General features: G+C 61.7%; 25 protein-coding genes and 1 riboswitch. Of the genes, 13 read left to right on the top strand and 12 right to left on the bottom strand.

The features are described 5' to 3' along the window. The 4 genes from ACNPM8_RS13375 to ACNPM8_RS13360 form a co-directional block, all read left to right on the top strand. Nucleotides 1-1,008: carbohydrate ABC transporter permease (locus ACNPM8_RS13375; protein WP_448939998.1), on the top strand; the 1,008-nt coding region annotated here is incomplete at its 5' end. Nucleotides 1,009-1,010: 2 nt separating this feature from the next. Then, nucleotides 1,011-1,868 (top strand): carbohydrate ABC transporter permease, encoded by an 858-nt coding sequence (locus ACNPM8_RS13370; RefSeq protein WP_286134151.1) that lies wholly within the window; start codon nt 1,011-1,013, stop codon nt 1,866-1,868. 2 nt (nt 1,869-1,870) lie between these two features. Further along, the gene (locus tag ACNPM8_RS13365) at nt 1,871-2,581 is read left to right on the top strand and encodes a copper homeostasis protein CutC (protein WP_166650652.1); all 711 of its coding nucleotides are present in this window, start codon (nt 1,871-1,873) and stop codon (nt 2,579-2,581) included. Nucleotides 2,582-2,593: 12 nt separating this feature from the next. Beyond that, the gene (locus ACNPM8_RS13360; RefSeq protein WP_105657191.1) at nt 2,594-3,406 is read left to right on the top strand and encodes a DeoR/GlpR family DNA-binding transcription regulator; all 813 of its coding nucleotides are present in this window, start codon (nt 2,594-2,596) and stop codon (nt 3,404-3,406) included. Between the two features lie 144 nt (nt 3,407-3,550). Here the strand turns inward: ACNPM8_RS13360 and ACNPM8_RS13355 are convergent, their stop codons facing one another. Then, nucleotides 3,551-4,459 (bottom strand): phosphotransferase family protein, encoded by a 909-nt coding sequence (locus ACNPM8_RS13355; RefSeq protein ID WP_448939997.1) that lies wholly within the window; start codon nt 4,457-4,459, stop codon nt 3,551-3,553. Further along, entirely contained in the window at nt 4,452-5,297 is an 846-nt protein-coding gene (locus ACNPM8_RS13350; protein ID WP_105657193.1) for a phosphotransferase family protein, read from the bottom strand. The genes ACNPM8_RS13355 and ACNPM8_RS13350 overlap by 8 nt, the downstream gene beginning before the upstream one ends. Before the next feature lie 96 nt (nt 5,298-5,393). On the opposite strand from ACNPM8_RS13350, the gene ACNPM8_RS13345 reads away from it, so the two are divergent. After that, complete coding sequence (locus tag ACNPM8_RS13345; protein ID WP_105661774.1) at nt 5,394-6,176, top strand: CPBP family intramembrane glutamic endopeptidase; 783 nt, start codon at nt 5,394-5,396, stop codon at nt 6,174-6,176. A gap of 18 nt (nt 6,177-6,194) precedes the next feature. Further along, a complete protein-coding gene (locus ACNPM8_RS13340) occupies nt 6,195-6,611 on the top strand; it encodes a GNAT family acetyltransferase (protein WP_105657195.1) in 417 nt (138 codons plus the stop codon). A 61-nt stretch (nt 6,612-6,672) separates the two neighbouring features. Here the strand turns inward: ACNPM8_RS13340 and ACNPM8_RS13335 are convergent, their stop codons facing one another. Then, nucleotides 6,673-7,317, bottom strand: coding sequence for a VOC family protein (locus ACNPM8_RS13335; protein WP_105661775.1), 645 nt, complete (start codon nt 7,315-7,317; stop codon nt 6,673-6,675). Nucleotides 7,318-7,489: 172 nt separating this feature from the next. Further along, nucleotides 7,490-7,609, top strand: a riboswitch (SAM riboswitch). 91 nt (nt 7,610-7,700) lie between these two features. Here ACNPM8_RS13335 and ACNPM8_RS13330 point away from each other — a divergent pair. Continuing rightward, complete coding sequence (locus ACNPM8_RS13330; protein ID WP_105661776.1) at nt 7,701-9,044, top strand: bifunctional o-acetylhomoserine/o-acetylserine sulfhydrylase; 1,344 nt, start codon at nt 7,701-7,703, stop codon at nt 9,042-9,044. A gap of 2 nt (nt 9,045-9,046) precedes the next feature. After that, complete coding sequence (gene metX / locus ACNPM8_RS13325; protein WP_332489386.1) at nt 9,047-10,192, top strand: homoserine O-acetyltransferase MetX; 1,146 nt, start codon at nt 9,047-9,049, stop codon at nt 10,190-10,192. A gap of 82 nt (nt 10,193-10,274) precedes the next feature. On the opposite strand, the gene ACNPM8_RS13320 is transcribed toward metX, so the two are convergent. Then, a complete protein-coding gene (locus tag ACNPM8_RS13320) occupies nt 10,275-11,132 on the bottom strand; it encodes an SGNH/GDSL hydrolase family protein (protein WP_402735535.1) in 858 nt (285 codons plus the stop codon). A 68-nt stretch (nt 11,133-11,200) separates the two neighbouring features. Beyond that, complete coding sequence (locus ACNPM8_RS13315; protein ID WP_402735536.1) at nt 11,201-11,599, bottom strand: SHOCT domain-containing protein; 399 nt, start codon at nt 11,597-11,599, stop codon at nt 11,201-11,203. 345 nt (nt 11,600-11,944) lie between these two features. On the opposite strand from ACNPM8_RS13315, the gene ACNPM8_RS13310 reads away from it, so the two are divergent. Continuing rightward, nucleotides 11,945-12,595 (top strand): alpha/beta hydrolase, encoded by a 651-nt coding sequence (locus tag ACNPM8_RS13310; protein WP_402735537.1) that lies wholly within the window; start codon nt 11,945-11,947, stop codon nt 12,593-12,595. Here the strand turns inward: ACNPM8_RS13310 and ACNPM8_RS13305 are convergent, their stop codons facing one another. Continuing rightward, complete coding sequence (locus ACNPM8_RS13305; RefSeq protein ID WP_181148825.1) at nt 12,596-12,826, bottom strand: RNA-binding S4 domain-containing protein; 231 nt, start codon at nt 12,824-12,826, stop codon at nt 12,596-12,598. It abuts the gene before it with no gap. 180 nt (nt 12,827-13,006) lie between these two features. On the opposite strand from ACNPM8_RS13305, the gene ACNPM8_RS13300 reads away from it, so the two are divergent. From ACNPM8_RS13300 to chrA, 4 genes are all read left to right on the top strand, one after another. Next, a complete protein-coding gene (locus tag ACNPM8_RS13300; RefSeq protein WP_105657203.1) occupies nt 13,007-14,392 on the top strand; it encodes a glycine--tRNA ligase in 1,386 nt (461 codons plus the stop codon). A gap of 6 nt (nt 14,393-14,398) precedes the next feature. Beyond that, nucleotides 14,399-15,328: a GNAT family N-acetyltransferase gene (locus ACNPM8_RS13295; protein ID WP_105657204.1), complete on the top strand. Its 930-nt coding sequence runs from the start codon at nt 14,399-14,401 to the stop codon at nt 15,326-15,328. Nucleotides 15,329-15,407: 79 nt separating this feature from the next. Beyond that, a complete protein-coding gene (locus tag ACNPM8_RS13290) occupies nt 15,408-16,421 on the top strand; it encodes a DMT family transporter (protein ID WP_402735538.1) in 1,014 nt (337 codons plus the stop codon). 57 nt (nt 16,422-16,478) lie between these two features. Beyond that, nucleotides 16,479-17,684: a chromate efflux transporter gene (chrA, locus tag ACNPM8_RS13285; RefSeq protein ID WP_105657205.1), complete on the top strand. Its 1,206-nt coding sequence runs from the start codon at nt 16,479-16,481 to the stop codon at nt 17,682-17,684. A 78-nt stretch (nt 17,685-17,762) separates the two neighbouring features. Here the strand turns inward: chrA and ACNPM8_RS13280 are convergent, their stop codons facing one another. From ACNPM8_RS13280 to ACNPM8_RS13255, 6 genes are all read right to left on the bottom strand, one after another. Then, nucleotides 17,763-18,731 carry an ABC transporter substrate-binding protein gene (locus tag ACNPM8_RS13280; protein ID WP_102598153.1) on the bottom strand — a complete coding sequence of 323 codons (969 nt, stop codon included), beginning with the start codon at nt 18,729-18,731 and terminating at the stop codon, nt 17,763-17,765. Nucleotides 18,732-18,744: 13 nt separating this feature from the next. Then, nucleotides 18,745-19,545, bottom strand: a complete 801-nt coding sequence (locus ACNPM8_RS13275; RefSeq protein ID WP_105657206.1) for an ABC transporter ATP-binding protein — start codon at nt 19,543-19,545, stop codon at nt 18,745-18,747. Then, complete coding sequence (locus ACNPM8_RS13270; RefSeq protein ID WP_448939996.1) at nt 19,542-20,588, bottom strand: FecCD family ABC transporter permease; 1,047 nt, start codon at nt 20,586-20,588, stop codon at nt 19,542-19,544. Before ACNPM8_RS13270 ends, ACNPM8_RS13275 begins: the two co-directional genes overlap by 4 nt. Beyond that, on the bottom strand, nt 20,585-21,661 hold the full coding sequence (locus ACNPM8_RS13265; protein ID WP_134780862.1) for a FecCD family ABC transporter permease: 1,077 nt from the start codon (nt 21,659-21,661) through the stop codon (nt 20,585-20,587). Before ACNPM8_RS13265 ends, ACNPM8_RS13270 begins: the two co-directional genes overlap by 4 nt. Nucleotides 21,662-21,796: 135 nt before the next feature. Beyond that, nucleotides 21,797-23,443, bottom strand: coding sequence for a DUF5671 domain-containing protein (locus ACNPM8_RS13260; protein ID WP_448939995.1), 1,647 nt, complete (start codon nt 23,441-23,443; stop codon nt 21,797-21,799). After that, the gene (locus ACNPM8_RS13255; protein ID WP_448939994.1) at nt 23,443-23,907 is read right to left on the bottom strand and encodes a hypothetical protein; all 465 of its coding nucleotides are present in this window, start codon (nt 23,905-23,907) and stop codon (nt 23,443-23,445) included. The genes ACNPM8_RS13260 and ACNPM8_RS13255 overlap by 1 nt, the downstream gene beginning before the upstream one ends. Between the last annotated feature and the right edge of the window lie 15 nt (nt 23,908-23,922).

The following is a 23,922-nucleotide window of genomic DNA, read 5'->3' as shown; positions in this document are numbered from 1 at the left end:
CCGGGCCTGCCGTGCTGGACAACCGAGAATCTCCGGTCCCAGGGTTACCTGGCCGAACGCAACGAAAGCGAGCCGACTATGAGCTCCGTACTGCCAGCTACGAACCGGGCCCGGCGCACCCGCCGCCGAGGCACGGATTCCCAGACATTCTTGTCTTCTTTGCCATGGATTGGGCCGGCACTCTTGCTGATCCTGGCCATCGTGGTGTTCCCCGCCGGCTACATGATCTACAACTCGACCAGGAAGATCTCTTCGGTGGGAACCGATCTTGAATCGGCAGGCCTGGAGAACTTCGTGACCATCTTCCAAGACCCGGTCTTGCCCCGAGTTTTGCTCAACACCGTTCTCTGGGTGGTGTCGGTGGTGGTCATTACCGTGCTGCTGTCACTGGTCCTGGCCCAGTTCTTGAACAAACCCTTCCCTGGACGCACCATCGTCCGGATGGCGGTTATCGTCCCATGGGCCGCCTCAGTAGTCATGACCACCACAGTTTTCTACTACGGGCTGGATCCGAACTACGGCATCTTCAACCACTTCTTTGTTCAACTCGGCTTGATGGATGAAGGCTACGGATGGACCAAGAACGCCGTTCCCGCCATTGCCGTTTCGGTAGTTGTGGCCATCTTTGTTTCCATCCCTTTTACGACCTACACCCTGCTGGCCGGGTTGCAAGCAATCCCGCAAGAAACTTTGGAAGCAGCCCGCGTAGATGGAGCCGGTAGATGGAAAACCTACCTGTTGGTGATCATTCCCCAGCTGCGATCCGCGCTGGCCGTCTCGATGCTGATCAACATCATCAACGTCTTCAATAACTTGCCGATATTGAAAGTGATGACCGGATCCATCCCCGGCAACAGCGCAGACACGCTGATGACCTACATCTTCAAGGTGCTGCAATTCGACCGCCGACTGGATCTGTCTTCGGCACTTTCGGTTGTGAATTTCGCAATCGTGCTGGTGATTGTGGCGATCTACGTGAAAACCGTCAAACCCATGCAGGAGATCTAGCCGTGACATTTTTGGTAACCGAAGATCGAGCCGCGAAGAAGACTGTCATCGGCCGGATGGTTGTAGGCTTCGCGGTAGTCATTATCTTCCTCATTCCCTACGGCACGATGCTGATCGGGTCGCTGAAAACCCAATCCGAAATCCTGGCTATCCCGCCAAAATACCTGCCGCAGGATGGTGCGCAGTTTTCCAACTACATCACCATGTGGGACACCCCGGAAACTCCGGTGCCCTACAACTTGATCTCCACCATCGTGATCGCGGTTTTCGCCACCTTGCTGGTACTGCTGGTCGCGACCCCGGCCGCCTACTACACCGCCCGATTCAAGTTCCCGGGCAAGATGGTATTCATGTTCTTGGTGATTGTCACGCAGATGCTGCAACCTGCCGTGCTCACCGCAGGTTTGTTCAAGCAGATGCTGGCTTGGAATCTGAACGACACTTGGCTGGCAATGATCCTGATCAATGCCGCCTTCAACCTGGCCTTCGCGGTATGGATCATGCACTCTTTCTTCGCAGGCGTACCACGCAGCATCGATGAAGCTGCGCAGATTGACGGGGCTGGAAAGCTGCGGGTGCTGTTCACCATCAACCTTCCACTGGTTTGGCCGGGTATTGTCACAGCAGTGATCTTCACTTTTGTTTCCTGCTGGAATGAATTCGCTGCCTCGCTGGTGATCCTCTCCACCGCCGAGAACCAGCCGTTGAGCGTCGCGTTGACCAAGTTCGTTGGCCAGTACTCCACTGCATGGCAATACGTTTTCGGAGTATCCATTGTGGCCATCGTTCCGGTGATCGTGCTCTTCGCATTGATCGAGAAGCGGCTGATCGGCGGCCTGGCTGCCGGTGCGGTGAAATAGCCGTGGGCACGGCGTTGCCGGCGCTGGAAATCGTGGCCACGTCTGGTGCATGCGCCCAACGGGCAACGCGGGCCGGAGCCGATCGGCTCGAAGCCTGCCAAGCGCTGGAACTAGGCGGGCTCACGCCAAACCCGGAAGCGCTCGAACAGATCCTTGAGCATCGGCCTCCACGAGGGGTGCACGCACTGCTGCGCAGCCGTCCGGGAAATTTCCGCTACACCACCGAGGAAGCCGCGCTCATGGAGAGGCAAGCTGCACGTCTTGCTGCCGCGGGGGTAGACGGGATAGTGCTCGGTGCGCTGGATCCACGCGGGGCACTGGACTTGGCCATGATGCGGCCCTGGGCCGAGGCCGCCCTGGCGGTGAACCAGAGGCTGGAAATCACGGTGCACCGGGCCATCGATGCCAGCCGAGACCCAATAGGGGAACTTGCCAGGCTTCTGGAGTTCCCGGCTCACCGAGTGCTCAGCAGCGGCGGGAGAAGAACCGTTGGCCAGGGCATGGCCACGATCGAGGCCATGGTTCAAGCCGCCGGCAGCCGGATCGAGATCATGTGCGGTGGCGGGCTGCAGGCAACAGATATTGAATCCGTACGCAGGCTGGGAGTCGCAGCCGTTCATTCTTCTGCCAAGACCCGCTATGCCGATACCATCGAAGTATCTGAGCAACAGGTGCGCCAACTGCGCTGCACGCTTGATGAACTGGAAAATTAAGGAGCGCGCACGATGAAACGCGAGGAACGGCAGAACCAGATCCTCGATCTGCTGGCCAGCCGCGGCCAGATCGATGTAGAGGAAGTCGTCAAGCAACTGGGTACCAGCCCGGCCACGGCGCGCCGGGACCTGGACGCATTGGCCGCCGCATCACTGCTTACCCGCACTCACGGAGGTGCGGTCTCCAACTCGGTGGCCTACGACCTGCCTTCCCGCTACCAGCGCGATAGCAACGACCGCGCGAAGGCGCAAATCGCGAAGCTGGCAGCCGACATGGTCTCGCAGAATATGGTCATCGGATTATCCGGGGGAACCACCACCAAGGCGATCGCCAGCGAACTGAGCCTGCGCCAAGACCTGGTGGGTGAACCGGGCCGGGTCACGTTGACCGTGGTCACCAACGCGGTGAACATTGCCTCGATGCTGGCCGTCCGCCCGCATATCCGGGTGATGGTTACTGGCGGCGTGCTCAACGACCGTTCTTACGAGCTGGTTGGTCCAATGGCGCAGTCCTCTCTGGCAAAGATCACCATTGACTTGGCTTTTGTCGGAATCAACGGGTTGGATCCCGAAGTCGGTCCGATGGTCAGCGATGAAATGGAAGCGGCAGTCAATGAGCAAATGATCCGGCAATCGAGCAGCAGCTACCTGGTGGCCGATTCATCGAAGATCGGCAGGCGCTCGTTTGTCATCTTGGATCGCCAGAACCTGACCGGCATCATCACGGACAACGACGCCACAAGCGAGCAACTGGGTGCCTTGGCCAAGGCCGGCATGCGTGCAGCCATGGACGTGGCGGAATATCGGCCCGAGGAGAAATCCTAGCTGCGCTGGAACTGCCCACCGAGCCGCTGGGCCGGTCGGCGTTTGTGCTTGCGGAACCAGCGGATGCCAAGCACTATCTTTTCCGATGGCCTGCGCTGGTCCTGTCAAAGCAAAGCGCGCAACAAGCAGGGCCGGCCGCACAGGTCAAAGCGAGGAGCCCAGGCTTTCAAGCAACGCCCGGCTTCGCGCGAGGAAGAGCTGTTCACGATTGCTATCGGGAGCCACGGAGTTGAATACCCCGGCGAGCATCACCGCAGCATCCAGCCTCAGCACAGTCCACGCTGCCGAAGTGTCGTCGAAACTGCCGCCATTTCCGGTGTATGCAGTACGCAAGCGCTCGCTGTCCAAACCGTTTTCGGCAATGGCAGCGTATTCCTCGATGCGTGCCAGTTCCATCTCCGGGGCAGCGCAGAGGGCATTACTCCAATCGAATATGGCCAGGGGCATTCCAGCCAGAACACGAACGTTCTGCCTACGGATATCCAGATGCAACAGGCTGCGCCGGTGCAAGGATCTTTCGAGAAGAGCACGCAACACGTCGGCCGATGGCAAGGCTGGCATCGCATGCTGGCGGGCTAGCTTCGCGTAGCGGTCAGCGATGCGCTGGGCAACCGTCGCATAAATTGTGCCGGCCTGGCTGCCTTCCTCGTCGAAAGCGAGCGGCGGAAGTTCGTGCAAAGAAGCCAGCAACGAGCCCAATGCGTGAGCGTCCACTGGTGAGCCGTCATCTTCGATGACTTCGGTGATCAACACCGGGTACCCGTCTTGATCTACGAGATCAATTGCCCGTGCGCTGGGCAACCCATGTTGTTGAGCCCAGATGCTGCAGTTCAATTCCTTGATCTGAAGGCTGCTGGCCGGAATCTGCGGATTGTTGCTGGTGTTGTAGACCCGCATTCGAGGGATGCGGTAGCCCTCGTAGCGGGTCCCGCGCAGCGAGCTGTAGAAAAGGAATTCGGTGCCTTCCCCGGTTAGTGCCAGCTCGCGTGCGCCACGGCGGGCGGCTAGCCTGGCAGCGACCTGATGGGGCTCGAGAATATGCGTCCTAGCCATTGATTGACTGCGCAGCGGTGAGGATGCGCGGACCAATCTTGCGCATGAGCTTGCCCATTTTCGGGTTGTCGGTGCGCGAGAGCGTATCCGATAGCCGTTCAAGACTCATCAGGCCCAACCAGATTTTGGCCCGGTATGCTTCCTCTGCGCTGGGAGCAATCAAATCCGCCATTTCCAATCCATGCCACAGGCTCAGGTAAGCGGTGTTCAAAGCCGGGTCCCACGCAGCGGCCAGGTCCCAATCCAAGATGCCAACCAGTTTCTCGCCGATCCAGTGCATGTTGTGCCCGGCCAAGTCGCCATGGACTAAGCCCGCAGGAACCTGTGCCAGGATATCGAGCTGGGCCCAGAGCTCGGTAGCAGGCCCTCGCAGTTCCTCGGGCAGCGCATCGAAGCATTGCTGCTGCCTGGCCTGGGTCCATTCGCCACGGAATGAAAACGGTTTGGCCAGATGCTCGCTGATCGGCTCCAGCGGCAGCTCGGCCAAATCCTTGACCAGCTGTCCCAGCACCTTCGGATCCCCGTAATGCGGTTCATGGGCGCTGCCGGGGATGAAAGACATGGCCACGGAGCTGAGTCCGTCGACGTGCAGGATCTCGGAGACCGCCACCGGAATCTGGTAGTTGAGCTGGCCCTCCAGCAAAGACAGCAGCTTGACGGAACGGGGCATCTGCTCCGTGGCCGCTGGCGTGCGCGCCATGCGAATCACCGCTTGCGGATTGCCAATGACCACCTTGTGGAATTGTCCGCCTTCGTTCACGGCCGCATCTTCCCAGGAAAGATCGGGGCAGAGCTGACGGGCAATCTGCAGTTCTCCAATGGTGGCAGGACGGCTCACTCGCACTCTTCTCGTTCAGCTTGCTGGTGGTCTCAACCTCAGGCTATCGCAGGTTTGCCACGTGGCTGCTCAGTACGCGCACAGCCAGATCAGCCTATGATCGGAAACGTGAACGCTGAACAATCTAAGCAGACAGCAACCCGCAAGACCCTCAAATTCGAGATCGTCTTGGTTCTTGCCCTGTCTTTGGGACAAAGCGCGGTCTACTCGCTGCTGAGCTTTGCCGACAAGGTCACCCGGGCGCCGCTGCGCGAGCAGACTACATCGTTGAACAACCCGCAGAGCACCCGCGAGTTCTTTGATTTCTCCTACCAGCTGCTGGACATCTTCTTTGCCTTGGTACCCGTCGTGCTGGCGCTCTACCTGATGAAGCGCACGACCGGACGAACCATCCGGGACATCGGTTTCGATATGCGCAAGCCGGGCAAGGACGCACTGCTCGGGGCGGGGATGTTCTTGGCCATGGGAGTAGGAACGCTGGGCGTCTATGCCGCTGGGCGGGCACTGGGCGTCACCACGGCACTGTCAGCAGCGAATCTTGGCGATTATTGGTGGAGCGTCCCAGTGCTTCTGCTGTCGGCTGCACGTCATGCAGTCCTCGAAGAAGTGCTGATGCTCGGATTCCTGTTCATCTACGCCAAGAAATTGGAGCTGGGCCTGTGGAGCACCATTATTGGTTCTGCGATGATCCGAGGCAGCTACCACCTGTACCAGGGGGTGGGGCCGATGATCGGCAATATGCTCATGGGCGTCGTCTTCGGCTGGGTATACCAGAAGTACGGGCGGGTGATGCCGCTGGTTATCGCGCACTTCCTGCTTGATGCCATCGGCTTCGTGGGATACGCCTTGGTCGGGCCGGCCATCGGAATCGGCCAGTAGCGCCGGTAAGCTGAGCCAATGCAGATTACCGTGCTGCGCGAGGAGGACCTTCGCCAAGCAGTTGAATTGTGGGAAGCAACTGGGCTGACTCGTCCGTGGAATGATGCGCTCGCCGACGCCCGACGGGCTTTGGCCGAGCCTACTTCCACGGTGCTGTCAATCGTTGAGAACGATCAACTCATGGCTACTGCGATGGTTGGCCATGATGGCCACCGAGGTTGGCTCTACTATGTTGCGGTGGATCCGTGCCGGCAGGGCAACGGCCTGGGAAGGGCGCTGGTGGATGCCGCTGTCCTGTGGCTGCGGGATCTCGGCGTGCCCAAGGTGCAGCTCATGGTCCGCGAGGAGAACTCTGCCGTCATCGATTTCTATGAACGGCGGGGCTTCGAAGACCAGCACGTCGCGGTCCTGGGGAAGCGGCTGGACCGGCCTTAAGGAAAAGAAAGTAGGTGGGGACGCCATTGTCCCCGCCTACTTGCGATCTCTGCGGAACTGTTTACAGCACCACGGTTCCGGACTCGGTCTCAAAGGTAACCGACATGATGCCCGGAGTGCCATTCGGCGCTTCATATTGCATGGTGACAGCGCCCAAATTGACGTTCTGCGGCTGGCCCAGCCAATCCAGCACCCGTTCACGCGAGCCGGCGATGGAGATCTGGCTGATGGCGCCGGCAGGTTCCAGCGCCTTGGACGGATGCAGCTCCTCGGATCCTTCATCCCAGGAAATCAGGTACGGGCACTGCGGATCGGCGATCAGGCCCTTGATGCCAATCTGCTGCCAGGTCAGTTCGCGGCCATCAGGGAACTTCCGGTTGCCCGGCACCGACTTGCGGCCCAAGCGCTCCTCGGCACTGGATAGATCCTCCACCGAGACGCACCAGCCCATCCAGCCGCCGCCGAGCTCCGAACGGGCGCGAACCGCCTGTCCGAAGGGTGCCTTGTCGCTGGCCGGGTGGTTCAGGACTTCAACCACCTCCAGGTACTGGCCATGCTTGAGCGGGAAGATGACATTGCGTGTTCCGAATCGTGGATGCACGCCGCCCTTGACGAATTCCAGTCCAAGGGACTCGGAGATTCTTTCAGCGGTTGGCAACAGCCCGTCCGGGCCGCATGCATAACTTACGTGATCTAGCCTCATCATGTGCCCATCATGGCAACATGTGATGCGAGTCTCTACTTAGGCACACCTAAGTGCCGTGATGCTATCGAATACTCTGCGATGAACCTGCAATATTCGCGAAATATGACCGATTGAGTCCAATGACGAGCCCTTGCGTTGCAAAGATCTTCGGTTTTCGGGCAAACTGGTACCAGGTCATGAGTCCCAGTAACAAGCCCCGGCTTACTGGGCGGCAACCCTCCAACCGCGGTGGGGTGCCCCGGGTGAAGACCTGGCCCTTGAACGCACAAGGCATCAAGGACAAGCGCGGGTTACCCCTGGAAGTCGTCACGATATGGTGCTTCCTGTCGGTGTCTTTTCAGTGGCGTACCCCCATAGTCATGAAACGCTATTTGGAGGAAACCATGAGCAATAACTGGTCATTTGAAACCCGTCAGATCCACTCCGGCCAGACCCCGGATCCGACGACCGGAGCACGGGCTCTCCCGATTTTCCAAACCACCTCTTTCGTCTTCCCCAGCGCCCAGAGCGCTGCTGCACGTTTCGCGCTGCAGGAACTGGAGCCGATCTACACCCGTATCGGCAACCCGACCACCGACGCGGTGGAAACCCGCATCGCTGACCTGGAGGGCGGCGTTGGAGCACTACTGCTCTCTTCGGGACAGGCTGCCACCACTTTCGCCATCTTGAATTTGGCCGAAGCCGGCGACCACCTGGTGGCCAGCCCCAGCCTGTATGGTGGAACCCAGAACCTGCTCAAGCACACGCTCAAGCGCCTGGGCATCGAGGTCACCTTCGTTTCGGACCCGGACAACCTGGATGATTGGCGTGCCGCGGTGCGTCCGAACACCAAGGCCTTCTTCGGGGAAACCATCTCCAATCCGCGACAGGACGTCCTGGACATCGAGGGCATCTCGGCGATCGCCCACGAAGCTGGCGTGCCGCTGCTGGTGGACAACACCCTGGCCACCCCGTACCTGATCCGCCCGATCGAGTGGGGCGCGGATATCGTGATCCATTCGGCCACCAAGTTCCTTGGCGGCCACGGCAATGCCATTGCCGGTGTCATCGTGGACTCGGGCAACTTCGACTTCGCCAAGGACGCCGACCGCTTCCCGGGCTTCAACACCCCGGACGAGTCCTACAACGGCCTGGTCTTCGCCCGCGACCTGGGTGTCAACGGCATCCTGGGCGCCAATCTGGCCTACATCCTCAAGGCCCGCGTGCAGTTGCTGCGCGATTTGGGTTCCTCGGTTGCGCCGTTCAACGCGTTCTTGATCGCGCAGGGCCTGGAAACCTTGTCGCTGCGCATTGAGCGCCACGGCCAGAATGCCGTAGAAGTTGCCAATTGGCTCGAATCCCGCGAGGAAGTGCAGAAGGTCGCCTACGCAGGCCTGAAGTCCTCGCCTTGGCATGAGCGTGCGCAGAAGTACAGCGATCAGGGCGCCGGCTCGATCATCGCGTTCGAACTGGAGGGCGGTTCGGAAGCCGGCCAGGCCTTCGTGGACGCACTGGTATTGCACTCCAATGTCGCGAACATCGGCGACGTGCGCTCATTGGTCATCCACCCGGCCTCCACCACCCATGCCCAGCTCTCCGAAGCTGAGCAGGTTGCGGCCGGCGTGAGCCCGGGACTGGTGCGGCTGAGCGTCGGACTGGAGAATATCAAGGATATTCTGGCCGATCTGGAACTGGGCTTCCAAGCTGTTGCAGCCCTCGAGAACAAGGAACTGCAGGAAACCCTCTAGGCATGGCATCCATTGTGACTACTGAAGATACTCTGCGCGCCGAAGAGCTCGCTGGCGGGCAAGACGGCATTTTGCGCCGTAAGTCCGTGGGGGAGCACCACTTCGAATTCGGTGGATTCCTTCCGGACGTGGTGCTGGCCTATGAAACGTGGGGGACGCTAGCAGCTGATGGCTCCAACGCGGTGCTCGTGATGCATGCGCTCACCGGTGACGCCCACGTTGCGCAAGGCGATTCGCAAAGCGCCGGCTGGTGGGAAGAGCTCGTAGGCCCCGGCGCCACGGTTGACACCAATGAGTACTTTGTCGTGTCCATCAACATGGTGGGTGGTTGCAATGGTTCCACCGGCCCCTCGTCCTTGGGCGACCAGGGCCTGCCCTACGGTTCGAGCTTTCCCTTCGTCACCATCAAGGACTCGGTGCGCCTTGAAGCTCGGCTGGCCAAGCAACTGGGAATTGATTCCTGGCATGCGGTCATTGGCGGTTCGATGGGCGGTGCGCGCGCGTTGGAATACGCCGTCGAGTTCCCCGACCAGGTCAAGAATCTCGTAGTGATGGCCTCGAGCGCGCAGGCGACTGCCGAGCAAATTGCCTTTGCACAGGTGCAAACCCAATCCATCCGGTTGGATCCGCACTTCTGCAATGGCGACTACTACGGCAACGATGCCCGCCCGGACGCCGGTCTTGGCTTGGCTCGCCGCCTGGCCCACATCACCTATCGTTCCGAGGCCGAGCTTGAAACCCGTTTCTCGCGCAACCCGCAGGATGGCGAGAAGCCAACGGGTCTGCTCGAGGGGCCTCGCGGGCGGTACCAGGTGGAAAGCTATCTTGACCATCAGGCCAGCAAGCTGGTGAATCGTTTCGACGCCAACAGCTACCTGGTGCTCACCGAGGCGCTGATGAGCCATGATGTGGCTCGCGGCCATGAATCCCTGGAAGCCGCCTTGGCGCGACTGGCGAAGGTCAACGTGGTGGTTGCCGCGGTAACCACTGACCGGTTGTACTTTCCTGAGCAGTCAGTGAAGCTGGCTTCGTCGCTGGCCAAGCCAAAACCGGTGCACTACATTGATTCGCCGATTGGCCACGATGGATTCCTGACCGATGCCACGCAGCTCGATGGCGTGCTTCGGACCTTGGTGTTCGGAGACTGAACCCCGGAAGGGGCTCGGGAAGATTTCAAAGCCTGAAGCAGTTCCGCCAGTAATCGGTGGAACTGCTTCAGGCTTTTCATGCCTACTTGGCGCTGTCGCCGGCGCCGAGCGAGTCGTTTGGCTTGGTCCGCGCAAACGGCGTGGCCGAGGGCCGTTTCGGGGTGATGCCGTCGCCGGAGGACTGGTGGCGCAGGCGGCGCAATACCCAGGGAGCAAGATGCTCACGCGCCCACTGCAGATCCTCCTTGCGGGCTTCCCTCCAGCTGCGTTCATCCACGGCCGGAACGATTTCGGTGTCCAGCGGATGCGCGACGTTCAGCGAGTCCAGTGCCATGGCGGCAATGCGCTGGTGCCCGGCGGGGGAGAAGTGCAGGCGATCCGGTGCCCACATCTGGGATTGGTGCAACTCCTGCAAGGCCCACATGTCCGCCACGATGGCGTCGTGGCGGGCGGCTACGGTGCGCACGTTTTCGTTGTAGATCGCCACCTTGCCTCGGATGCTTCCCAAAACCGGGGTATCGCGAATATCGGGCCCGGTGAAGAGCAAGAGCGTGGCGCCCGTATCGGTGAGCTTGGCTACCGCATTGTCGAGGATATCTGCAATCTTGTCTGGATCCCCGCCCGGGCGCAGGACGTCGTTGCCGCCTGCGCAGAGCGAGATCAGATCGGGCTTCAGGTCAATGCAGGGATCGAGCTGTTCGGCAACGATCTGGCCAATCAGCCGGCCTCGAATGGCGAGATTGGCATACGAGAAGTCCGGGACGGTGCGGCTGAGCTCATGGGCCAAGCGGTCGGCCCAGCCAAGGTGGCGGCCGGTGCTCGACGGGTCGGGGTCGCCGATGCCCTCGGTGAACGAGTCCCCAATGGCGACATAGCGGCGCCACGGATGCAGTGGGGCATTGGCGGATGTTGATGGTTCAGAAGCAGAATCGTTTGGCACGAATCTATTGTTACCAAAGGGTAACTTATAGTCAATCATTCCCGAGGATGATTCCATGAGCCGCCGTGCTAGTCACTCAAAGCGTCCCGGCGCGCCTGCAAGTACTCGTCGCGGGTAATGATTCCTCGCGAGTGCAGGGAATCGAGTTCGGCAAGCTTGTCCTCAAGGGATTTTTCCGGCGTCAGCATAGCTGAATTAGCGGCTCTTGCCATCAGTTCGGTTTCCAGGGTCAGCGGATCAAAACCGGCGCTCTTGGCTTTGCGGTAATTGCGCACCGCTACGAAGATGATCAATCCGATAACGGCGATAAAGAGCATGGCGAACAGGGGAGTGCCGACTGAAAATACGGTGTCCACGTTATCGAATAGGGACGAAGCGCTTCCCGGGTCCGGTTCGATGTACCCGAAACTATCGAGATCCTCTTGCAGCTGCCCCGGAATATTTTCGCTGTATTCAATTTCGTCCATGGCGCCTATTCCTAACTCTGTCACTGTCGCTGTCGCCGTCTCGTCCGGCGAGAGCGGCGTTCCGGAGGACCGTGAGGCCGTTGGTCCAGTTGAACACGAAAAGCTTGGAAAGCTAAGCAATTTTTACAAGATTTATAATCTTGTAACATGTCAACTGGATTTCCCGGCCTTGGAAGACCAAGGTTCCAGGACAGTGCCGGCCAACGCCTTCAGCAGATTCGACGGCGATTATGGGGAAGTTCTGCTGTACCCGGGCGCTGCCATCGCCGGTGGACGGGGACTTGATGGAATCGGGCCGCGGAAGCGCTGAGCTAGCGAGGTCCTGTTCGATAGTCTTGGGGAACTATGACTATCCCGGACCAGGCTCCAGTGGCCATCATCTCCCGTAACGACGAATCCCGCCTTGGAACTCCGCTGCTGGTGTTCCTGCACGGCTATGGCTCGAATGAACAAGACCTCATGGGGCTCTCGCAGCATCTGCCCGAAGAGTTCACTTACCTCTCGGTGCGCGCACCGCTGCAAGCAGGCCCGGGGTACAGCTGGTTCCCGCTGACCCAGGAAATCGACTACTCCATCGAGTCGGTGGCACGCAGCGTCGAAGCGCTATGGGCATTGCTGGAACCGCTGGTAAAGCAGCACTCCTCGATCACCCTGCTCGGTTTCTCCCAGGGCATGGCCATGGCCACTTCATTGGCACGCTACCAGCCCGATTCCATTGAAGCCGTCGTCGGGCTCTCGGGCTTCGCCGTGGATCCCGGGCCCCTGGAAATATTCGACGACGCGAAGCTGGCAGAAAAGCCGCTGCCGCTGTTCTGGGGCCGCGACCTGGCTGACCCGGTAATCACCCGGGACAAGATCGAATACACCCTGGGATGGGTCCTGGGGCACACCGAATTGGCCAGCGAAACCTACCGGCAGATTGGCCACTCGGTGTGCATGGAAGAACTGCAGGATGTGGCCGAGTTCCTCAACAGGGTCGTCCTGGGGAAAAGCTGACTACTGCTGCGCGGTGACCTTCACGCATTCACCATTCACGCACACCACGTCGCCGGGGCGGATCTGCGCCCCGCGACGGGTGTCCACCTCTCCATTGACGGTGACGATTCCGTCGGAAATCATTTCCTTGGCGTGGATGCCATCCTCGGCCAGGGAGGCAAGCTTGAGCAACTGGCCCAAGCGGATGGACTCGTCGCGGATTTCTAGGTCAAAAGCTTCATTGGCACTCATGGCTTCCATTCTTCCCTAAATAAGTGCGCTGCATCGTAAGAATCGGCCAAAGGCGTGGAAGTTCACGTCGGCGTTACCTGATTCGGCTTCGTCTGCAGGCCGCGGAAACGATACCCTTGGAAGGTATGTATTTTTCTACGGACCGCAACCAGCGGCCTCGTAATTCCCATTGGAGTTGATATGGCGCCACAGTCCAAGCTAGACCAGGTTATTTCCCTCGCAAAGCGTCGAGGATTCGTTTTCCAGGCTGGTGAAATCTACGGTGGTTCCCGTTCGGCATGGGATTACGGTCCCCTGGGCACCGAACTGAAGGAAAACATCAAGCGCGAGTGGTGGCAGAACTTCGTTCGCGGCCGCGAGGACATGGTTGGCCTGGACTCGTCGATCATCTTGCCCAAGGCTGTCTGGGAAGCATCGGGCCACGTGGCCACCTTCACCGACCCGCTGGTCGAATGCATCCAGTGCCACAAGCGCCACCGCCAGGACCACCTGATCGAGGCTTTCGAGGCCAAGAAGGGCCGTGCGGCCAAGGACGGGATGAGCGAGATCGCCTGCCCTGACTGCGGCACCAAGGGCCAGTTCACCGAGCCGCAGATGTTCTCCGGCCTGATGAAGACCTTCCTGGGCCCAGTGGATACCGAAGCCGGCCTGGCCTACATGCGTCCGGAGACCGCCCAGGGCATCTTCGTGAACTTCGCCAACGTGCTCACCGCCTCGCGCAAGAAGCCGCCATTCGGCATCGGCCAGATCGGCAAGGCTTTCCGCAACGAAATCACCCCGGGCAACTTCATCTTCCGCACCCGCGAGTTCGAGCAGATGGAAATCGAGTTCTTCACCGCTCCAGAAGATGCCCCCGCCTTCTTCGACCAGTGGGTCAAGGATTGCTGGGCATGGTTCCTGGATCTGGGCATCAAGGAAGAGAACCTGCGCCAGTTCGACGTGCCAGAAGACGAGCGCGCGCACTACTCGGCCGGCACCATCGACTTCGAGTACCGCTTCGGCTTCCAGGGTTCGGAGTGGGGCGAGCTCATGGGCGTTGCCAACCGCACCGACTACGACCTGTCCAGCCATGCGAAGGCTTCGGGCTCCGAGCTGTCCTACTTCAACCAGGCCACCGGTGAGCGCTACACCCCCTACGTGATCGAGCCTTCCTTCGGCCTGACCCGTTCCATGATGGCTTTCCTGGTCGATGCCTACACCGAGGACGAAGCACCGAACACCAAGGGCGGCGTAGACAAGCGCACCGTGCTCAAGCTCGATCCGCGCCTGGCTCCGGTCAAGGCCGCGGTGCTGCCGCTGAGCCGCAATGAGAACCTTTCCCCGAAGGCCAAGGACCTGGCTGCCGAGCTGCGCAAGCGCTGGAACATCGACTTCGATGACGCCGGTGCCATTGGCCGCCGCTACCGCCGCCAGGATGAGATCGGCACCCCGTTCTGCATCACCGTGGACTTCGACACCCTCGAGGACCAGGCCGTGACCATCCGCGAACGCGACACCATGTCCCAGGAACGTGTTTCCCTGGACCAGGTCACCGCTTACCTTTCCGAGCGCCTGAACGGAGCCTAGAGCCCGATGAACGAACTGGAATTCCGCCTGTGGCGCTCCGGGGACGACCTCCAGCTGCTGCAGATCTTCGGCGACCCGCGTTCCCCGCAGGCCCACCAGGACCGCACCATGCTGCGCGAAAACAGCGATGCACCGTTCTCCCGCACGCTGGTAGCCACCGTTGACCAGGTGGCTATCGGCGCCGGCGTGGTGTTCGCTTCCTCGCTGCATCCGCAGCGCCTGTGGCTCTATGTCGAGGTAGCCGCCGAGCAGCGCCGGTCCGGCGTGGGCACCGCCCTGGTGGAACAGCTGCGCAAGCAGATTCCGGCCGGCCAGGCGCAGGAGCTCAAGGCCCGCTACACGGTGACCGCGGGCGATCCTGCTGCCGCGGCGGCTGGCTTCTGCCAGTCGCTGGGCCTGGGAGAAATCCAGGTCTCGCGCGATGTCATCCTGGAGCCGGGGGCTCTGGCTGAACCGGTTTTCGACACCAATGACCGGGTGATCGAGGACCTGTCCACCGGCAGTGTCGAGCTGACCCAGCTGGTGATGGATTTCTACAACGCGGTGCACACCGGTTGGGATCCAGCCAAGATGACCGTGGGTTCGGCGCAGCGCATGCTGCTCGACGAGCACACCGGCGCGCAGGGCGCCCTGGTGCTGCGCGACAAGCCGAAGCGCGAGGGCGGTGTTCCGCTGGCTTTCGCGGTCAGCTACGTGCCCGCCCGCGAGAACGCCCCGACCGACGTGCTGGTAGGCCACAACCCGGCCTTCAGCGATGACGAAGTGGCAGAAGCGGTGCGCGACATGGTCGCCATGCTGATCCACCAGTACCCGGTGAAGCTGGAAGTCGACTCGTCGATGTTCATCCTCTCCTCGCTGATTGATGCGTTGGCCGTGGTTGACCAGGCCACCGTCATATCCACGACGCATATCCTCGCCAGCGACGCGGCGAAGTAATGCCAGCAAGAACGGGACCCGCCTGGCGGGTCCCGTTTTTGCCATTCTGCACCAACCTCCACTTCTTGAAAGAACTCCGTTGACCACCAGCACCACCATGACCTCGCAGGTCCGCTCCGGCGGAAAGATCCTGTTCATCCTGCTTGCCATCGCTTCGGGCCTGCTGCTGTGCGTGCAGTCTCGCATCAACGGGGCGCTGGGCGCGAAGCTGGGGGACGCCATCGCGGCATCAACCATCAGCTTCGGTGTCGGCTTGGCGGCATTGGTACTGCTGGCCATCTTTGTTCCCGCGGTGCGCGGCTCGGTGGCGCAAGTGCCGCGCGCCTTGGCCCAGGGCCGTTTCCCGCGCTGGTACCTGGTGGCCGGCGCGGTAGGTGCCCTGATTGTCTTCAGCCAGGCCGCCGCGGTGCCGCTCATTGGGGTGGCGCTGTTCACCGTCTGCCTGGTGACCGGCCAGGCAATCGGTTCCATGTTCATGGACCGGGTGGGCTTTGGCGGGGCCGCGCCGCGCAAGATCAATGCCTTGCGCATCCTCGGCGTGGTGCTGACCATTATCGGCGTGGTTTGGGCGGTCAGTCCGCGCGGAGCCGACGCGGACCTTTCCGCGTTGCTCCTGCCAATGGCGCTTTCGGCAGCCGTCGGCATGCTCATGGGCTTCCAGGCAGCTGCCAACGGCGCGCAAGCGGCGGCTTATGGCGGCGCCACGGCGGCGACCCTGGTGAACTTTGCCGTCGGGTTCGTGGTCCTGGCGATGGTGATGCTGGTGCGGTTGCCTGCCGGCATCGGCCTGGACCCGCTGCCAGGCACCTGGTGGTACTACATCGGCGGACTGCTCGGTTGCCTGTTCGTCGGCATCACCGCCCTGGTGGTCAAGCGGCTCGGAGTGCTGGTCACCAGCCTCGCGGCCGTTGGCGGCCAGCTGGTGGGCTCGCTGCTCCTGGACGTTTTCTTCCCGGCCCCCGGTTCGTCCGTCACCGCCGCAACTGTCATGGGTACCTTGCTGACACTGCTCGCCGTTGGCCTGGCCTCGATCTCAGGAGCGCGGAACGCGAAGCGCGCCAGCCCCAGGATCCCGGTGGCATCACGCAATTAGCGTGGCGCGCTATCGCTGTTTACCTTCCGTTTTCCTCCACGACTTATGCTGGAATCCATGGAACCACAGCGCATGGCACAGGGCTCGGCTAGGGAAGTCTTCAAGGTCTTCCTGAAGCTCGGCTTGACCTCTTTTGGCGGTCCCATCGCCCACTTGGGATACTTCCGCACCGAACTGGTTGATCGCCGCCGCTGGCTCGATGACCAGCAGTACGCCCAACTGGTCGCATTGAGCCAGTTCCTGCCGGGCCCGGCATCCAGCCAGGTCGGTTTCGGCTTGGGCTTGCACCGGGCCGGAATGCGCGGTGCCCTGGCGGCATTCCTGGCGTTCACCCTGCCCTCTGCGGTGGTGATGGCGGTCTTCGCCTTCGGCGCTTCGCTGTTCAGCGGTCCCATCGGTACCGGGCTGCTGGCCGGCCTGAAAATCGTTGCGGTCGCCATCATCGCCCACGCGGTACTGGGCATGGCAAGGAACCTGGCTCCGGATCGTGCCCGTGCCGCCATTGCGGTTGTCGCCGCCGGATCGGCGCTGCTTTTGGCCGGAAGCTTCGGGCAGGTCCTGGCCATTGCCTTCGGCGCATTGGCAGGATATTTCTGGTGCCGCGGCAAGGATGCCGGAGCAGCGGCGGCTATGCAGTTTCCGGTATCAAGGACCGTGGGCATCAGCTGCCTGTCGCTGTTCGCCATCCTGCTTTTCGGGTTGCCGGTGGCAGCCCTTGCAACGGGCTGGGATCTGCTGGGCTTCATCGATGCGTTCTACCGCTCCGGCGCCCTGGTCTTTGGCGGCGGGCACGTGGTCCTGCCGCTGCTCCAAAGCGCAGTCGTGGATCCCGGGCTGATCAGTTCCCAAGAATTCCTCGCCGGCTACGGCGCGGCCCAGGCCATGCCCGGACCGCTCTTCACCTTCGCCGCGTACCTTGGCGTCCTCGTCGACTCGGGTCCCGGCGGCGCTGCCGGAGCGCTCATCGCCTTGCTTGCCATTTTCCTTCCGGGCTTCCTGCTGCTGCTCGGCGTGCTGCCGTTCTGGAACCGGGTGAGCCACTGGCCTGCCGCCAGGGCCATCATGCATGGCGCCAACGCGGCAGTGGTCGGGGTGCTCGCCGCCGCACTGTACAACCCGGTCTTCACCTCGGCGATTACTTCGGCTCCCGCTTTCGTCCTGGCCTTGCTCTGCTTTGTTTTGCTGACCGCCTGGAAGATGGCCCCATGGATTGTCGTGGCCATCGGTGCGCTCGGGGGAGTGCTGCTGGGCGTGCTGGCTTAGGCAGGCTCGGTGAGCTGCTGGGGCCGGCACCCCGGTGCGCCTCGTGGCGCCCGGGTACCGGACCTCGGCGCAATGCCCCTAGTTCAGGCTCTTGGCTGTGTTGAGCACTGCGATCAGCTCGTCGAACCATTGCGCATAGCTGCTGTAGGTGAACGGACGCTTATCATCCCATTCGACCACCTGGCTGGCCTCTACCGCTGGCAAAGACGCGAAGACGGGATGGTCCTTGACCTGCTGCGCGGTGCCCGAATAGCTCAGCACCACATCGGCAGGGTAATCGGCAACCTTCTCCCAGCTCATTGAAGCCCAGCCGCTGTCCTCGGTCTGGCCGACAATATCGAATCCGAGTTCATCCAGCAGGGCCAGCTGGCCCAGTGATTTCTGGCCGACGTACAGGTCGTCATACCCATTGAGCGCGATGATCCGCAACGGCTGGTCCTTGGCCAAGGCACGCAACTGTTCAAGTTTGGCTTGGTAGTCGGCCTTGGCGGCGGACTGCGACGCAATATCCCCACCCAATGACTTGGCCAATGATTCATAGTCCTCGATGACCTCCAGAACAGGCCGGTTGCCAAATTTGATGCCCAGGAATGGAGCCGTGGCAGTGGCCTCTGCCTGGACCTTGTCATCCCACCAGGTCCAGCCCGTGCCTTCGGCATTGCCGAAGCCCACGATCAGATCCGGGTCGAGGCCAAGCAACTTCTCCAGGCTGAACTCTCCGTCCTGGCCGATGATGGTCATCTCTGCTGGATCCGCACTGCCAAGGGCCAGGCTGCCCGACTCGTCCAAACCGTATCCGAAGACGCCCGAGGGGCGGATGCCGTAGTCCCAGAGTGCCGCAGCCGAATAGGAATCGGTGACCAGCGTTTGCGGTGCGGCATCCATGGAGATGGTTTTTCCATAGCCGGAATCGGTGAAGCTCCACGCTGCGCTGGCTTCGCCGCTTGAAGGGGAAGCGGCCTGGGTGCTCGGGCTGCAGGCGGCCAGGGCCAGGGCTGCGGCCAGCGAAGCTGCGCCGAAAAAGACGCGTCGGGTCATTGGTTGCATGTTCTTTTCCTTCTTAGATGGCCTCGTGGCCCAGCGGGATCACGAGTGGTGTGTGCGAGACGGGATCCTGGATGATGGTGCAGGGCAAGGCGAAAACCTCGCGGATCAGTTCCTCGGTGACAATCTGCGAGGGAGGTCCTGCGGCGACGATTTCACCGGATTTCATCGCGATCAGGTGCGTGGCGTAGCGGCACGCTTGGTTCAAGTCATGGAGCACCGCAACCACCGTATTGCCCTGTTGCTCGTTGAGCCTGCGGCACAGTTCCATGATTTCGATCTGGTGGGAGATGTCCAAGAAGGTGGTCGGTTCATCGAGCAGCAGCAAAGGAGTCTGCTGGGCCAGTACCATAGCGATCCAGACGCGTTGGCGTTGCCCGCCGGATAGTTCGTCGACCAGCCGCCGGGAGAGCCCGGTGGTGCCTGTGGCGTGCATGGCGCTGAGCACTGCTTGCTCGTCCGCGGCAGACCATTGGGAGAACAAGCCTTGGTGCGGGCTGCGGCCGCGGGCGATCAGATCCGCAACGGTGATGCCATCCGGGGCGATGGAGGACTGCGGCAGCAGCCCCAGCCGCTGGGCCACCTGCTTGGCTGGCAGGGACAGGATCGGTTTGCCATCCAGGATGACCTGGCCGGAGGAAGGCTTCAGCACCCTGGACAGGGCGCGCAGCAAGGTCGATTTGCCGCAGGCGTTGGGTCCAATGACGACCGTAAACGAGCCCGGGGGGATGGATAGCGAGAGGTTTTCGGAGATGGCCGATGGCCCGTAGCCCAAGGTGAGCCGGTCGGCGGATAGCTGCGGATGGGTCATGCTCATTGGCGTCGTGCCTCACGAAGTAGTAGCCAGATCAGGTAGACCCCGCCGATGCTGACGGTGACTACGCCAACCGGCAGGGAAGTGTTCTCCAAAACGCGCTGGGCCAGCACATCGCTGGCCAGCAGCAGCACGGCGCCGAGCAATGCCGAGTAAGCCAACGACACGCCTGCGCTGCCCATGATCCGGCGCGCGATTTGCGGAGCAGCTAGCGAGATGAAGGCTATGGGGCCTGCCGCCGCGGTGGCCAGGGCAGTCAACGCCACCCCGATCACCAGCAAGGACAGCTTGCTGGATTCGGTGTTGATGCCCAGCGCCACAGCAGCGTCATCGCCCAGTTCCAGCAGGCGCATCCTGCGCGTGCAGGCCATGGCGCCCAGCGCGAGAGGCAGCACGACCGCTGCGGCCGGTATGGCCTGGTCCCAGCCGATGGCATTCAGCGAGCCGGCACCCCAGATGGCCGCGGACATGGCGTCCTCCAGCTCGCTGCGCAAGATCAGCCAGGTGTTGGCCGAAGCGAGGATCGCGCTGACCGCGATCCCGACGATGATCAGCCGGAATCCCTCAGAGCCGTTCTTAAAGGACAAGGCATACACCACGGCCGCGGTGGCCAAGCCACCAGCCAATGCACCGAGTGCCACCTGGAAATACCCGCCGCCGAAGACCAGCATGACGGCCAGCGCACCGGTATAGGCACCGGTATTGAATCCGATAATGTCTGGAGAACCCAGGGGATTGCGGGTCATGGATTGGAAAATTGCCCCGCTGGCGCCTAGCGCTGCGCCCAATAGCAGTGCCATCAGAACGCGGGGCAGCCGCCATTGCAGCACCACCCGCTGGCTGCTGGCCTCCCCGGCTCCAGCCAGGGTATTGAGCACTTCGCCCAAGCCCAGCGTGTAGTCGCCAGTGGCCAACGCGTAGAGGCCCAGGGCGGCCGCCAACACCGAGAGCAGTGCGGCGAGAAGCAGCTGACGTGGTTGCACGCGCAACCAGATGCGTCCAATGCGCAGTACCCGGTGGCCCGGGCCGAAATCCACAGCACTCATAGTCCGCTAGCCCGCTTGCGCCGAACCAGCCAAATCAGCACCGGAGCGCCAAGCAAGGCCGTGACGACCCCCACCTGCATTTCGCCGGGCGGGACAACGATGCGGCCAAGCACATCGGAAACGAGCAACAGCACCGGGCCGAGGATCATCGAGAAACACAGGATCCATCGCTGATCCGGTCCGACGATCCAACGGCTGATATGCGGGATCATCAAGCCCACGAAGCCGATCGGGCCGGCGGCGGCGGTCGCTGCGCCGCAGAGCAGGGTGACCGCCACGATCACCACTGCGCGGGTCAGGCCGATATTGGTACCCAGCGCGAGGCTGGCCTCATCGCCCAAGGCCAATGTGTTCAGCGAGCGGGTGCACAGCACCGCCAAGACCAGCCCCAGGATAACGAAAGGGGCGATGACGCCCACCATGGGCAGGGTGCGGTTGTTCAAGGTTCCCGCGCCCCAATAGCGCATGCGGTCAAAAGCCTCGGGGTTGAGCAGGGTCATCCCGTTGGAAATTCCTCCCAGCACGGCGCCCAGTGCGACGCCGGACAAGGTCAGCCTGGCCGGTGTCGCTCCACCGCGGCCACGCGATCCAATGAGGTATACCGCGAGGGTGGCCAGCACGGCTCCGGCGAAGGCGAACCAGATGTACTGGGAAATGTGGGTGATGCCGAGGAACGCCACAGCGAGCACGACGGCGAATCCGGCGCCCGCATTGACCCCGAGGATACCGGGATCTGCCAGCGGATTGCGGGTCAGTGCCTGAATCAATGCGCCGCCAACAGCCAGGGACATTCCTGCCAGGAGCCCAATCGCGGTGCGCGGCAGGCGCAGCTCGTTGATGATCACCAGTGTTTCGGGTGTGCCAATTCCCCATAGCGCCTGCCCGGCAGCCAGCGGCGCAATCGCCTTTGCTCCAATGCCCAAAGACGCGAAAAGGGCGACTGCGAGCAAGCCGAGGCAGAGGGCCAACGCCGCTGACTTCCAAGCATTGCTGGCGGCCAATCCTGCTGATCCATGGGCGGCTTTGGTTTGATCGGACTTGTTGGCGGGTTGATGCGGCGCAAGGAGGGTCATGCGACTTTCCGTAATTAGGGAACACTCACTGAATCGCGAGCACAAAAAGTCACACTACCATGATGTTTTTAGGTTAGGGCAAAATAAGTCACAATAGACGCACCTATTTACAAATTGGTGCTGAATGCGTTCCGACTAGGCGAGATTGATAAAACGCACCGACCCGTCAGCTTCGGCAAGAACCATGAAGGAATCATGATGAGTTGCCAGGTATTCCTCGATGCGCGCCAGCACCGACACCTCGGCCCGGTCGTCCAATGCAGGGCCGGACGAAGCCATCCACGTCACCGCTAGCTCCGGGCGCGCTTTGAGCTGAGCCGCCATCGGCTCGGAAGCCGCCGGGCCAACGATTACCACTGCTCGACGTGTTATCGCCCCCTGAGAGGCAATGGATTCTCCGGAAGAACCGGCTCTGGAATCCTTATCCGAACGCCACAGCGCAAAGTGGTAGCCGGCCACGGCAGCGGTCGCAACCAGCCAGCCCAGCGGGCCGCGAACGGTGTCCAGGAGGGAATCAAGACGAGAATCGGGTTCCAGGTAGAACTCGAAAATCCGGTACCCGAAGACCAGCAGGGAAACCAGCGCGACGACGGAACTGGCTCCGAAGAACAGGACCAAATAGGCGCTGCGCGAGTCTGCCGGGAAGGGCTTCCAGGGCTTGAAGTACCAAAGCCATGCGGCGGCTCCGAAGGCGAGCAAGCCGAGACCATGGCCCAGCAAACCCGCGGAGTAGCCCACCGAGACGCTGGACCCGAGTGCTGCGAAGAGCGCATTGACCACCATGCCCAGCCCGGTAGCCAGCACGGCCAGGCTGACACCGCTCAGCGCCAGGTGCGCTGCGCCAACCACGGCGGCAGGGTGCAGCCCGGAACGCAGCTGGGACTGGTGATAAATCCAGAGAACCGCGGCCGCCACAATGATGGCCAGCAGGCTTGGACCGCCGTCGAGGAACAGCTCGGTGCGTTCCTGCGCCGTCCATGCCTGCGGCCACACCCAGGAAACCAGCTCGGCGATCGCCAGCAGGAACGCCAACGCCGGTGCGGCCAGGCCCAATACAACCAGCAGGATGCTGTTCAGGAGATTGGACATCATCTGGACTCTGCGCAGTTTCCAATGCCAGAACCACAGGGCCGAGGAACCGGCCAGCCAGACCAGCGCCATCAGCAGATTCGGCATGCCGGTGGGGCCCACCAGCGTGTTTTCCGGCACAACCAGGATTTCCAATGCGACCGTCAGCGTGGCAACCAGCGAAAGGGCGAAGAGCACCATGCTGAAGTAATTTCCCGCGGTGGCCGCCAGCTGGGCGAATTGCCGCGGTGCCGTATGCGATGAAGTGATTTGGCGGTGCTGCCAGGCGCACACCGTGCCCCAGCCCAAGGCCACCGCCAGCGTCGACTGCCATGCACCGTCGCGGGCTGCGGAAACAAGTCCCGCCAGGAACGCCAGCGCGGCGCAGCTGCTGGCAGCCAGGGTGGCAAGGTAGGCGGCCGAGGCCTGCAAGGACCAGATGGCTGAGTCGAAGGCCGACGGCCGGGCCAGGCGCTTGCGGATGGAACGCCACAACAGCCAGGCCAAGGGGATTCCAACCAGGGTGAAGGTGAAGGCCATCGCCAGCTGCTCGGTGCTGACCAGCAAGGAATCGAAACCATGGAAGAGCGCGGTAAAGAGCGTAGACAAGCCCGTAGCCGAGACCATCAACAGCACGAACAGCAAGCCGTGGAGGATCACCGGACGCAGCACGCTGCTGCTTTGCACGTGGAACGCCGGGGCGGTTGCGGCCATCAGTAACCCATCTCCTCGGCGGTGCACAGGCCGACCTGCCACGGCATGCGGTCAATCAGCCAGGTTCCATCGATCTTGCGCAGCTCGAACGCCTCTTCATATGAGGACAGATTCCCCAAGGGCAGGAATTGGGCGTCGCGGGTATTGAACCTGGTGCGCACGGTAGCACTGGACTCCTCGACGCTGCTGCGCAGCAGCTGCACATCAAGCGGCTGCGGGGCATAGGGTTCGGGAGAGCACAGCGTCCTGGATTGGCCTTCAACGGTGTAGCCCTGCATGGCCGGCAAATCCTCGGCCTCGAAAGCCATCAGATATCTTTGCACGACCCCTTCCGGAGTGTTCTCCCCGTGGACCTCTGGTGCCGAACGCAGCGAAACCGCGAGCAATGCGGCTATAACCAAAGCCACAATGGCGGCGGCAAGGGCCAGCAGAACCACCCGCGCCGCCGAAAATTTACTTGTCATTGCATCATTTTGGTC

This window comes from Glutamicibacter sp. AGC46 (genome assembly GCF_053543715.1).
This window is presented reverse-complemented; position numbering and strand designations above follow the sequence as displayed.